Genomic DNA, 13,178 nt, shown 5'->3' on the forward strand with positions numbered 1-13,178 from the left:
TGTTTTTTAGTTACTTTGTACTATCCTTCTCTTTCACAGCAGATAATACAGTTTGTTTTACCCATGCTTTTCTTCGTTTATGTTGTACACTCCATTGGTATAAACTTTGTATACCTAAAATTAGTGAAATGACTATGCCACTAATCGCTATTAATAGAGCAAAAAATTCAAAAGGCGATGATATTTTGTTTGAATCGGTGTTTCTTAAAAGGTCAATCATAGTAAACCCTAACATTTGGCCTACAACAGAATAGAGCGTTAAAATTAATAATAAGAGGCTATCTTTTTTTGAAGCAACATTTTCTTGATATTTAAATAAACTATCGAGATTTTGTTTCGCGTTCGTGTACAGTACTTCAATGTTAAAAAGTTTTCTTAGACGAAAGAAAATATCTTCACTTTGTGATTGGGATACTAATTCTAAAGAAAAATAATTAGCTGTAAACGAATTTATTGAATAAATTAATTTCTCTATCTCATTTGTATCTTGTTCAATATTTAATTCAGCATAGGCGTTTGCCATCTTTAATAAAACAACTTTATGAAATAAATTTAATAATAAAGCGTAATAAAACTCCCCGTACATTTGGCTAGCAAGTTTAGTGACTGCTTGTTCACCTTCATTTGTAATACATGTGAAAATATGTTCTTCCATAATAAAGTAACGGTTAGGAGCCCATCTTTGATAAGAATGTTTTGTTAAATAATCGTGAATATAAGGAACATTATTTGCACTAATATATGGCTTACCATCATCTGATAATCCGGAAAGACTGGAAGTTCGATATACATCGATTATATGAAGGTCTGACTCTTTGTTTATGGATAATAGAGTTTGTACATACATTCGCTGGTCTTCAAAGAAAGGGAATGTTTGAAAATAAGAACTCCGCAATCTCTTGTTCTCAAAGAAGTCTGTTAAACCATGAAATAAATCACCGAATATAAGTTTTTCTACTTGTGAATATTTTTTTCCATCACATTCAATACAAATAGTCTCAGTCGTATCACTTTTAGTTTCAAGTACACGGAAGCGAGCCGCAAATTCAATTGCTTCTGATAATGTCATGTTAGGAGCGGTTTTTATTTCTGTCCGAATTGTTAAGAACCCAAGCTCATAAGGACAAAGTGTTACATCAATAGAATGTATCTTGAATGGAACGGAAATAAGGTTAGTTGTTAAATGTCCATTTAAATTAAGGTCTTTAGAATAGCGCTGTAATCCTTTTTGATGTTCTGAATGAGGAAAGAGAATTTTATTTGTAAAGGAAAGATAGTATGCTTCCATATTTTGATGTGAAACTTGAAATTTCCCGTAATATGTATTTTCATCTTCAAGATGATCGAGTCGAAAAGGTCGAAAATCATTTTTTTGTAAGAAAGGGAACATATTTTGTTCATATCCAGTTTTAAACGAAAACGGGAATATAAATTGAAATATAGCTGTTGTTACATCTTTTTCCTCGATTGTTTGTATTGCCTCCATTTACATTGTTTCCTTTCCGTATAAGCTATAGAAACAACATGCCCAATTTTTCTTGAAAATAACCTCTCTTGTTCATTAGATTAAGAATGAAAATTCAGCTTATTTAACAAGGGACATGTATAATGTTATGTATACTAAAATTAGTATAATTGTGTTAGAAAAAGGGGGATGTTGTATGCGTATTTTAGTATTAGGAGCTGGGGGCGTTGGCGGATTTTTCGGTGGCCGATTAGTAGAAAAGGGAGAAGATGTTACATTTCTCGTTCGCAGCAAAAGAAAACAGCAATTAGAAGAAAAAGGCCTTGTTATTCGTAGTGTTAATGGAGATTTTTCATTTCAACCGAAATTGGTAACGAAAGAAGATAGAACGACTCCATTTGATGTGATTTTATTTTCAACAAAAGCGTATCATTTACACGAGGCGACCATAGATTTAAAGCCGTTTGTAGGTAAAAATACTGTAATAATCCCATTGTTAAATGGTATCGCTCATTTATCACTATTACAAAAGGAATTCGGTGAAGAAAAAGTAATTGGCGGTCTATGCTTTATAGAGACGACATTAAACGATCAGGGAGAAATTGTACAAACGAGTGCTGCCAACAGACTTGTATTTGGAGAAATTAAGTCTCAAGATTCAGAGAGAATCAATCATATTTCCAAAGCATTTGCGGGTACGAAATCTAGTTTTGTTTTAAGTGAAAATATTACGCAAGATATGTGGCATAAATATTTATTTATTACTGTAATGTCAGGTGTGACAACATTAATGCGTGCACCAATAGGACCGATTCGCGAAAGCGAAGGTGGACGCGATTTTATCCAAAACTTATTTGAAGAATCTGTGCAAATCATGAGGGCATTAGGAGCTCCGGTAAAGGAAAACATTGCCCAGGAACATATGAAAACAATTGATAAAATTTCGTATGATATGAAGTCATCGATGCAGCGTGATATGGAAAAAGGTTCGTCCATTGAAGCGAAGCACTTACAAGGATATTTACTGGATTTAGCAGAGCAATTTTCTAAAGAAGCACCATTATTAGGAGCAGTATATCAAAATTTAAAAGTGTATGAAGAAATGGTCTTTAACAAATCTGCAATAGAATTGGATGTATGAAAAAAGAAAAAAGAAAGCAATATATACATATATTGCTTTCTTTTTTATGACAAATTATTTATTTCTTTTAACTCTTTCTGTCAAGTTTATTTCTTGTTCGCGTTTCCCATACAACTGATTAATTTCATTTGCTAATGCATCTAAATAGGAATCGGAAAAAATAGGCTTCTTTTCTTTAGACATACGGGTCTCCTTTGTGGATTTTTAGTATTCATTATGTATATTTTTCGGTGGATTATGCGCAATCGTTTTAATTTTTTTCTTTTTTAAAATTTTTGTTTACTTTTTGAAAATAAAGGAGTATTATAATCCACAGTTTCAATTTTCTAAATCGCTGAAGCCGCATGGTGCGGGGGACCCGTTCTTATGGATTAGTACATAATCCAATGGGGTGAATCCTTGAAAAAGGTAGGGCTACTCATAGGCCCGAATCCGACAGCTAACCTCGTAAGCGTTATATTGAGAAGGAAGGTGGAGCTTGTGCGACAAAAAAAATAATGTCTACAAGTCTATTTCGTTATGGCTTGTAGACATTTTTGTTTTCTGAAGAAATAGTTTATCGCTGTAACTAGCAAAATCGTTCGTACAAAATTATTGGAGAGTGGACAGCATTGGTTTCATCTATTAAAAGATTTTTAATTGGAAGACCGTTAAAATCAACTGAGTTAGGAGAGCAAAAACTTAATAAAACGAAGGCGCTAGCCATTTTATCTTCTGACGCATTGTCATCGGTCGCATACGGACCAGAGCAAATATTAATTGCACTAGCAGGTCTTGGAGCAATAGCTTATTGGTATTCCATTCCGATAGCTGTTGGGGTATTAGTATTATTGACAGCTCTTATTTTATCTTATCGACAAATTATTTTTGCTTACCCTCATGGCGGCGGAGCATATGTTGTATCAAAAGAAAATTTAGGGATGAATCCGGGATTAATAGCTGGAGGATCTTTATTAGTCGATTACATTTTAACTGTTGCAGTAAGTGTGTCCGCAGGTACAGATGCGCTCACATCAGCTTTTCCTAGTTTACATGCACATAATGTAATCATTGCGATTATATTTGTCATATTGATTACCATCTTAAATTTAAGAGGCGTAACGGAATCAGCTTCCGTTTTAGCATATCCGGTTTATTTATTCGTTGTAGCATTATTTATATTAATTGGTGTAGGAATATATAATATTTTGACTGGTCACGTTTCACCCACGCTGCATTCGCCAATTGGAACACCAGTTGCGGGAATTAGTTTGTTCTTACTGTTACGAGCATTTGCTTCAGGAAGCTCTGCTTTAACGGGTGTTGAGGCGATATCTAACGCAATTCCAAACTTTAAAGATCCTGCACCTAACAATGCAGCGAAAACATTGCTTGCAATGGGTGCATTACTTGCAGTTTTATTTTCTGGAATTGTCTTTTTAGCTTATTATTACGGAATTAATCCAAGTAAGGAAGTAACAGTCGTTTCACAAATTGCTGAACAAACTTTTGGACGTAATTTCATGTACTATTTCATACAAGGTACAACAGCTTTAATATTAATTCTTGCGGCTAACACAGGTTATTCTGCATTTCCACTATTAGCGGTTAATCTTGCAAAAGATAAGTTCATACCGAGAATGTTTACGATTAGAGGAGACCGCCTAGGTTATTCAAACGGTATTATTATACTTGGGATTTCTTCGATTATTTTAATTGTAGCTTTTCAGGGGAAAACAGAACACTTGATTCCGCTATATGCAGTAGGGGTATTTATCCCGTTTACACTTTCTCAAACTGGAATGGTACTAAAATGGCTTCGTGAAAAGCCTGAAGGATGGGCTTTAAGATTAACGGTTAATTTAATTGGTGCAGTCATTAGTTTTATCGTTATGAGCATGTTCTTTTTAACTAAGTTCGCACAAGTTTGGTCAATCCTTATTTTCTTACCTTTTATTATCTTCTTGTTCCATCGAATTAAGAAGCATTATGATGCAGTGGGCGATCAATTAAGTTTAAAAACTTGTGAACCACTTGTTCCGATTGAAGGGAATGTAATTGTCGTTCCTGTAGCTGGTATGACTCATGTAGTAGAAAATTCATTGAACTATGCTAAGGCTCTTTCTGCAGATCAAGTTATCGCTGTATATGTTGCTTTTGACAGAGAAGAGGAAAAGAAATTTGAAGAGAAATGGGAGAAGTGGCAACCTGAAGTAAGGCTTGTTACATTACATTCTCATTATAGAAGCATTATTCAGCCGCTTACAAAATTTATTGACACAGTGCAATATAAAGCGAGTGAATCAAATTACCGAGTTACGGTCGTTATACCACAGTTTATTCCGAAAAAAGGTTGGCATAACATTCTTCATAATCAGTCTAGTTTACTCATTCGTGCGTATTTACTCTATAAAAGAAATGTTGTTATTACGACAGTTCCATATCATTTGAAAAAGTAATAAGATTTTTTAAGGATAGCTTCACGAAAGTGAAGCTATCCTTTTTGTGTATATGCTATGCATAATTGCATATAGGTCTTAAAAATATATTAATATAATATAATCTCTTATGAGTAAACAGTGTTTTTTGTTGTGATATATGGATATTTTAATGGAGGAAGTTAAGTGGATTTTATTTTGGAATAAGGACATGAGGTCTTGAAAATAAAGGGAATTAAAATACTTCTTTACGATAGATGAATAGCTGTGTTTAAATGACCTTACAGTACAAAACTTTAATAAAAACAAAACTTAATTTCATATTCACGTGCGTTATTTATCTTAAAATGAATAATATTTTCATGTAATATATTCACTGTGTGAATATGGAAATTGCGATGAAACAGAAATTTTATACAATGTTATTCATACTAAGCACATGTGAAAAGTTATGAAATGTTTTATAACAATAAGTAAGTACTGTAGAAATAAAGTTTGAGAGAGGTGTTTCGTACATGACTCACGGTGAGAACGTTCTCTATTTTTAACCATCTCAAATAATGTGCAAGAAAATAGAATAATAAAATGCGATAGTAATAGTTGCTAATACATAGGAGGGGTTAAAGTGAAAAAAACTTTAATTACAGGGTTATTGGTTACAGCAGTATCTACGAGTTGCTTTATTCCTGTAAGCGCTTACGCTGAAGAGGGGCAACCAAAGGTGAAAGTATTAAACGTGCAAAATGTAATTGCTCCAAATACATTATCAAATTCAATTAGAATGTTAGGGTCACAGTCACCACTTATCCAAGCATACGGATTAGTTATTTTGCAACAGCCAGACATTAAGGTAAATGCGATGAGTAGTTTGACGAATCATCAAAAATTTGCAAAGGCGAATGTACGAGAGTGGATTGATGAATATAATCCGAAGCTAATCGACTTAAATCAAGAGATGATGAGATACAGCACTAGATTTAATAGCTATTATAGTAAGCTCTATGAACTAGCAGGAAAAGTAAATGAAGATGAACAGGCAAAAGCAGATTTTACAAACGCATATGGAAAATTACAATTGCAGGTCCAAAGCATTCAAGAGAGTATGGAGCAAGATTTATTAGAGTTAAATCGATTTAAAACGGTATTAGACAAAGATAGTAATAACTTATCAATTAAAGCTGATGAAGCAATAAAAACACTGCAAGGATCAAGTGGAGATATTGTGAAATTAAGAGAAGACATAAAAAGAATTCAAGGGGAAATTCAAGCTGAACTAACTACTATTTTGAATAGACCACAAGAAATTATTAAAGGTTCTATTAATATCGGTAAACAAGTATTTACAATCACAAATCAAACTGCACAAACGAAAACAATCGATTTTGTTTCTATCGGTACGTTAAGTAATGAAATTGTAAATGCAGCAGATAGTCAAACGAGGGAAGCAGCTCTTCGTATTCAGCAAAAACAAAAAGAGCTACTACCACTTATTCAAAAGTTATCACAAACTGAATCAGAGGCGACTCAAATCACATTCGTTGAAGATCAAGTAAGTAGCTTTACGGAACTGATTGATCGCCAAATCGCAACTTTAGAAACGTTATTAACGGATTGGAAAGTTTTAAACAATAATATGATCCAAATTCAAGCAAATATTGAAGAAGGCACGTATACAGACAGTAGTTTACTTCAAAAACATTTCAATCAACTTAAAAAAGTAAGTGATGAAATGAATAAGCAAACAAATCAATTTGAAGATTATGTTACAAACGTTGAAGTACATTAAACAGAAAAATAATTAGCGATATAGGGAGAGAAGAAAAATGACAAAAAAACCATATAAAGTAATGGCTCTATCAGCACTTATGGCAGTATTTGCAGCAGGGAATATTATGCCAGCCCATACGTATGCTGCTGAAAGTACAGTGAAACAAGCTCCAGTTCATGCTGTAGCAAAAGCATATAATGATTATGACGAATATTCATTAGGACCAGAAGGCCTTAAAGATGCGATGGAAAGAACAGGTTCTAACGCTTTAGTAATGGATCTGTACGCTTTAACAATTATTAAACAAGGTAATGTTAACTTTGGGAACGTAACGTCAGTTGATACATCTTTAAAAGGTAAAGTGATTCAGCATCAAGATACAGCTAGAGGGAATGCACAACAATGGCTAGATGTATTGAAGCCACAGCTTATTTCAACAAATCAAAATATCATTAATTACAATACGAAATTCCAAAACTATTATGATACTTTAGTTGCTGCGGTTGATGCAAAGGATAAAGCAACTCTTACGAAAGGTCTAACTAGATTATCAAGTAGTATTACTGAAAATAAAGCGCAAGTAGATAAGTTAGTAGAAGACTTAAAGAAATTCCGAAATAAAATGACGTCGGATACTCAAAATTTCAAGGGAGATGCAAATCAAATTACATCTATCTTGGCTAGTCAAGATGCTGGAATTCCGCTTCTGCAAAATCAAATTACAACGTATAATGAAGCAATTAGTAAATATAATGCAATTATTATCGGTTCATCTGTTGCGACAGCTTTAGGCCCAATTGCAATTATCGGTGGTGCGGTTGTAATTGCTACGGGAGCAGGAACTCCGCTAGGAATCGCATTAATTGCAGGTGGAACAGCAGCAGTAGGTGGTGGTACTGCAGGAATCGTCTTAGCGAAGAAAGAGCTTGATAATGCACAGGCAGAAATTCAAAAGATAACAGGACAAGTTACAACTGCGCAATTAGAAGTGGCAGGACTAACGAACATTAAAACACAAACTGAATATTTAACAAACACAATTGATACAGCAATTACAGCGTTGCAAAACATTTCAAATCAATGGTACACAATGGGATCAAAATACAATTCTTTACTTCAAAATGTAGATTCAATTAGTCCAAATGACCTTGTTTTCATTAAAGAAGATTTAAACATTGCGAAAGATAGCTGGAAGAACATTAAAGACTATGCAGAAAAAATCTATGCTGAAGATATTAAAGTAGTAGATACGAAAAAAGCATAATCGAATACGAATCGTTAGAGCGTTAAGTATTGATGAATGAGTTGAAGCTCCTGTTCAGTTGTGAGCAGGAGCTTTTTTATATCCTTATAAAGAGAATGGGTGAAAAGTATGCAGAAAAGATTTTATAAAAAATGTCTTTTAACGATCATGATTGCTGGGGTGGCAACGAGTAATGCACTTCCTTTACATCCTTTTGCAGCGGAACAAAACGTAAAAACATTACAAGAAAATGCAAAAAATTATTCTCTCGGTCCAGCAGGATTCCAAGATGTAATGGCGCAAACGACATCGAGCGTATTCGCAATGGATTCATATGCAAAATTAATTCAAAATCAGCAAGAGACTGATTTGAGTAAAATAAGTTCAATTAATAGTGAGTTTAAAGGAAATATGATTCAGCATCAAAGAGAGGCAAAAATTAATGCGGCGTATTGGTTAAATAATATGAAGCCTCAAATTATGAAAACGGATCAAAATATTATTAATTACAATAATACTTTTCAAGCGTATTATAATGACATGTTAGCAGCGATTGATCAAAAGGATAGCGGTAAATTAAAAGCGGATTTAGAAAAGTTGTATGCGGATATTTTAAAGAATCAAAATGAGGTAGATGTACTATTAGGGAATTTGAAAGCTTTTCGCGATAGAATGGCGAAAGACACAAATAGTTTTAAAGAGGATACGAATCAATTAACCTCGATTTTGGCGAGTACGAATGCTGGTATTCCAGCTCTAGAGCAACAAATAAATACATATAACGATTCGATCAAAAAGAGTAACGATATGGTGATTGCTGGTGGTGTACTTTGCGTAGCGTTAATAACTTGTCTTGCGGGGGGACCGATGATTGCGATTGCGAAAAAAGATATTGCAAATGCAGAACGAGAAATAGCCAGTTTAAAGAATAGAATTTCTGGATCGCAAGCAGAAGTGGCAATTTTGACAGATGCAAAAAATAAAACAACTAATATGACAGAAACAATTGATGCAGCAATTACAGCACTGCAAAACATATCAAATCAGTGGTATACGGTAGGTGCGAAATATAATAATTTACTACAAAACGTAAAAGGAATCAGCCCTGAAGAATTTACCTTTATAAAAGAAGATTTAAATACAGCGAAAGATAGCTGGAAGGATGTAAAAGATTATACAGAAAAATTACATGAGGGTGTGACGAAATAAACAGTGGACTAGTTCCGCTGTTTATTTTTTTATCCCGTTTTTTGTGAGAGCCGAGCTTGTAATTTTACCCATAAGTTTGCCGTGTGTTTTATCAATGTAACTTTAGGGTAATGTTTGGTCAAATTGATACTAATAACCTCGATAAACTCCTGATCACGCTTTTTATATTTAATATTTTAAGTAAAAAAGCTATACTATAGGCAAAACTAAAAATTGGAAAGGAAATACTAGAACATGGAAAATTATTTGTTATTTATCCTCACAGCAATCCTAATCATAATAATGCCTGGTCCCGGTTTTGCCTTAGTTACAAAAAACACTATCTCGCATGGTAAAAATGGTGGGATAAAGACCGTCTTAGGAACGGTATCTGGAATGATGATTCATACAATAATGGCTACACTAGGACTTTCTGCCATCTTAATGAAATTCTCTATGTTATTTACATTTATAAAATATGCTGGGGCTTTTTACTTAATTTACTTAGCTGTAAAGTCAATTAAAAGTGCCTTGTCTAAAAAAGAAGATATGTCAGGTTCAGTGGAAATGAACTCTAAGGATATTGGAACGATTAAAAGTTTTAGACAAGGATTTACCACGGCAATCTTAAACCCAAAAACTGCTGTGTTTTTCCTAAGTTTTCTACCCCAATTTATTGTGAGCAATCAAAGTCATCTCTTCCAATTTCTTTTGTTAGGACTCACATTTACGACTTTGACAGCAATATGGTATTTACTTTATATCTCACTAATACGTCAATTAAGAACTTTTTTAAGAAAAGAAAAAGTGAACCGTACAATAGAGGGTATTACTGGCACAGTATTATTAGTATTTGGAGTTAGGTTATTTTTCCAAAAATAAATATGTATATGAAAAGAGAAATAATCAATGGTGGTTATTTCTCTTATTCACTTATTCTAAAACTACCATTATAGATTTCTAGAGGTGAGATGATTTTTTGTTGGGTATTTATGTTACTATCACTGTAAAAATTGTGAAGAAATGTACTTAAACTAACGGGGCAGGATAGTTGAATAAGAATAAAAATATTTTTATAAGTTAAATTTATTGAATATCATAAAATATTTATAATTAAACTTTTTTCTAAATCAACACTCGATGGCGAGGTGGTGTTACCTCAAATATAATTATTTTATTTGAAGATTTCATTTTAATTTTTTCAAATCTTTTCATAGGTTGATATACAAAGACGTGTAGTGATAAGCCTATAACTGCAGTAATGTTTAAAATAATACTTATAATCATTAAAGACCATTCTATAACTGGAGAAAAGTATCCGTTCGTACTTAATGTAGAAGAACTTACATCTAGTATTAAAATAACTATTAGTAAAGGTAAGTTTTTAACCAATTTGAATCCCCTCTTTTAAGTGTAATATCTTTATATTATCATATTGCAAAATAAATTATATAATTAATTATAAGATAGTTATCTATGAGAATTTAACTTGTTTTTTCGTTTTGGGGTGTTAAAAAATTCTTAAGTTGATGGGCATGGGATAGCACACCATGCCTATGAACTTAAGAACAGAAACTTACGCTTGAACATAATATCAAATTTAGATGAGCAAAGCTATTTCAAGTGAATAGAATCCACTCTTTAAGAATACATAAAATATATACATACAAGCTTAGTCTGATCACTACATCATTAGTGAAAGTAGGATTCTATAGATTTTGGAGGAAGAGATATGAAAAAAAAGGTTCTCCTGTTTACAGATTTGGGGATTGATGATGCGTTTGCTATACTGTACACTTTTTTTCGTAAAGACATTCAACTTGTAGGAATTGTAGCCGATTATGGAAATGTATCCAGAGAAAATGCAATAAGAAATATTAACTATTTGAAGTACATTGCGGGAAGAGAAGAGATACCCGTATTCCTTGGTGCTTCTGTACCGTTGACAGGTATATTGATTCAGTATTTCCCTGAGGTACATGGAAAAGTCGGATTAGGACCTATCATTCCCCCTGAAATTTCATATCCAGTTTATCCTTTAAATGATATTTATCAAATTATAGAATCAAATTTAGAAGATCTTACAATTATCAATTTAGGAAGACTTTCTTCGCTAGCTACGACTTTTGTGTTGAATTTAGAAACAATGCGAAACGTAAGAGAATGTATTTGCATGGGGGGAGCTTTTTTCTATCCAGGTAACGTAACTGCTGTGGCTGAAGCTAACTTTTACTCAGACCCTTATGCAGCAAACTTAATTCTGCAGCATGCAAAGAACTTGACAATTATTCCTTTAAATGTGACTCAACATGCGATTGTTACACCCGAAATGGTCCAGCAAATCGATGCATTTCATCGGAATACACAGGATCTTGCAGGACTCATCATCAAACCTATGTTAGACTATTATTATAAATTCTACTCTAAGTCTAATCCTGGTATAAGTGGAAGCCCTATGCATGATTTTGTAACAGTGTGGTATTTGCTGAATCAAGAGGCTGTTGGCCTTTCAAGAGTACCCATTAAAGTAATTCCTGATCAAGGAGAAGGATTTGGTCAAAGTATTGCAGACTTTCGTTTTGCTACTAATCCAGGCTATAAAACGCATAATGTAGCTTTTCAGCTTGATTATAAAAGATTCAAGAAGGATATTATGGAAACGTTTTTAAAGAAGAGAGTGTAACAGACTTTATTAACTTCAGATAATAGGGATTATGTGAATGAAATGCCACTTCACTTAACGTACAGGAATTCGACTTTTTTAGGTTAAAATTCGCTTAGCATATAAAACTTCCAAAATGTTGGCTGTATCCCATCACTATCAAGCTAACAAAACAAAACAAAATCCCCCTAAAATGAAAAAATCCGCTGACTTCTCAAAGTAATTAACTGTAGTGAAAGAAAATTTTTATTTTGGGGGTACATTAAAACTTTAGCTTGACGGGCAGGGGGTCTCGTCACATAGCTTATCAAGCTAAGAAATTAGTTGTTCTCCAAAACGAAAAAATTAACTAAATCCCCATAAATAACTATAGGAAGATAAAAACACTGTAGCTTTCGAATAAAGTTTGATCAAAATTATGTAGTTGTTTGGTGATAATAAAATTGTTTCATTTATAATAAAATCATTTAAAAATTAATAGAGTTATTCAATTTATTCTGACGGTAATAATAAAGTAATTAAAAAGTGAAAATATTTGTTTGGAAAATACGGTTACTCATTTGCGATATTTACGTACCATGAAACAACTAATTACACTGTCTATAACTGAAATTCTCTTTGATTTCGAATGCTTTACAAACAAAAAAATAGCACGAATGTTCGTATGAAGGTATAATTATAAGTATCTTAAAATCAAAGGAGGTCTTGCCTTATGAGTCAAAGAATTTCCTACTATGATGTTGCACCTGATGGCATGAAAATTATGATGGATATGGAGAAGTACACTAAGAAATCTACAATTAATCGAATTACTAGAGAACTTATAAAGATTAGAGTCTCTCAAATTAACGGTTGTGCTTTCTGCATGGATATGCATACATCAGATGCCCGTAAGATAGGTGAAACCGAACAACGAATTTATTGCTTGAATGCTTGGAATGAATGTGATTTTTATATACCTGAAGAGAAAGTTGCTCTTGAACTATCTGAGCATATTACTCTAATTCCCACTAAAAGAGTTCCTGAAGACCTATATAAGCGAGTACGTGAACACTATGACGAGAAACAATATGTTGACCTTGTTCTGGTAATTAATCAAATCAACAGTTGGAATAGAATTTCTATTGCAATGGGAAATACAGCAACTAAAAAATAATTGCTCTCAACGAACGGTAAATAAGAATAAAATTAAAGATGTTTAAAAATCACAATACAATTGTTTCATTTTTCTTTATTACGCAGTTATCATAAACTGTAACATAACCAAATTTTTGAAATTTATTGGTTCATCCTT

General features: G+C 32.9%; 11 protein-coding genes and 1 riboswitch. Of the genes, 8 read left to right on the forward strand and 3 right to left on the reverse strand.

Going from position 1 to position 13,178, the window contains the following annotated elements:
- Positions 1–10: 10 nt before the first annotated feature.
- Positions 11–1,486: a hypothetical protein gene (locus tag JFT95_RS07410; protein WP_016103142.1), complete on the reverse strand. Its 1,476-nt coding sequence runs from the start codon at positions 1,484–1,486 to the stop codon at positions 11–13.
- A 175-nt stretch (positions 1,487–1,661) separates the two neighbouring features.
- Here JFT95_RS07410 and panE point away from each other — a divergent pair, with 175 nt between their 5' ends.
- Positions 1,662–2,606 carry a 2-dehydropantoate 2-reductase gene (gene panE / locus JFT95_RS07415; protein ID WP_016103143.1) on the forward strand — a complete coding sequence of 315 codons (945 nt, stop codon included), beginning with the start codon at positions 1,662–1,664 and terminating at the stop codon, positions 2,604–2,606.
- Positions 2,607–2,660: 54 nt separating this feature from the next.
- On the opposite strand, the gene JFT95_RS29860 is transcribed toward panE, so the two are convergent.
- On the reverse strand, positions 2,661–2,789 hold the full coding sequence (locus JFT95_RS29860) for a hypothetical protein (RefSeq protein WP_000031870.1): 129 nt from the start codon (positions 2,787–2,789) through the stop codon (positions 2,661–2,663).
- A 139-nt stretch (positions 2,790–2,928) separates the two neighbouring features.
- Positions 2,929–3,075, forward strand: a riboswitch (cyclic di-AMP (ydaO/yuaA leader).
- Positions 3,076–3,217: 142 nt separating this feature from the next.
- Here JFT95_RS29860 and JFT95_RS07420 point away from each other — a divergent pair.
- The 5 genes from JFT95_RS07420 to JFT95_RS07440 all read left to right on the forward strand — a co-directional run bounded on the left by JFT95_RS07420 (position 3,218) and on the right by JFT95_RS07440 (position 10,104).
- Positions 3,218–5,044, forward strand: a complete 1,827-nt coding sequence (locus tag JFT95_RS07420) for an APC family permease (RefSeq protein WP_002126816.1) — start codon at positions 3,218–3,220, stop codon at positions 5,042–5,044.
- Between the two features lie 604 nt (positions 5,045–5,648).
- The gene (gene nheA / locus JFT95_RS07425; protein WP_002126819.1) at positions 5,649–6,809 is read left to right on the forward strand and encodes a non-hemolytic enterotoxin NHE subunit A; all 1,161 of its coding nucleotides are present in this window, start codon (positions 5,649–5,651) and stop codon (positions 6,807–6,809) included.
- A gap of 37 nt (positions 6,810–6,846) precedes the next feature.
- Positions 6,847–8,055 (forward strand): non-hemolytic enterotoxin NHE subunit B, encoded by a 1,209-nt coding sequence (gene nheB, locus JFT95_RS07430; RefSeq protein ID WP_002126822.1) that lies wholly within the window; start codon positions 6,847–6,849, stop codon positions 8,053–8,055.
- A gap of 108 nt (positions 8,056–8,163) precedes the next feature.
- A complete protein-coding gene (gene nheC, locus JFT95_RS07435) occupies positions 8,164–9,243 on the forward strand; it encodes a non-hemolytic enterotoxin subunit C (RefSeq protein ID WP_201051845.1) in 1,080 nt (359 codons plus the stop codon).
- A 234-nt stretch (positions 9,244–9,477) separates the two neighbouring features.
- Positions 9,478–10,104, forward strand: coding sequence for a LysE family translocator (locus JFT95_RS07440; RefSeq protein WP_000432973.1), 627 nt, complete (start codon positions 9,478–9,480; stop codon positions 10,102–10,104).
- Positions 10,105–10,347: 243 nt separating this feature from the next.
- Here the strand turns inward: JFT95_RS07440 and JFT95_RS07445 are convergent, their stop codons facing one another.
- The gene (locus JFT95_RS07445) at positions 10,348–10,614 is read right to left on the reverse strand and encodes a hypothetical protein (protein ID WP_002126826.1); all 267 of its coding nucleotides are present in this window, start codon (positions 10,612–10,614) and stop codon (positions 10,348–10,350) included.
- A 340-nt stretch (positions 10,615–10,954) separates the two neighbouring features.
- On the opposite strand from JFT95_RS07445, the gene JFT95_RS07450 reads away from it, so the two are divergent.
- Together JFT95_RS07450 and JFT95_RS07455 are read left to right on the forward strand one after the other, a co-directional pair.
- Positions 10,955–11,905, forward strand: coding sequence for a nucleoside hydrolase (locus tag JFT95_RS07450; RefSeq protein WP_002126827.1), 951 nt, complete (start codon positions 10,955–10,957; stop codon positions 11,903–11,905).
- Positions 11,906–12,596: 691 nt separating this feature from the next.
- The gene (locus JFT95_RS07455) at positions 12,597–13,040 is read left to right on the forward strand and encodes a carboxymuconolactone decarboxylase family protein (RefSeq protein ID WP_201051846.1); all 444 of its coding nucleotides are present in this window, start codon (positions 12,597–12,599) and stop codon (positions 13,038–13,040) included.
- The last annotated feature ends 138 nt before the right edge of the window (positions 13,041–13,178 follow it).

This window comes from Bacillus sp. TH17, assembly GCF_016651125.1.
GTDB classification, from domain to species: Bacteria; Bacillota; Bacilli; order Bacillales; family Bacillaceae_G; genus Bacillus_A; species Bacillus_A mycoides.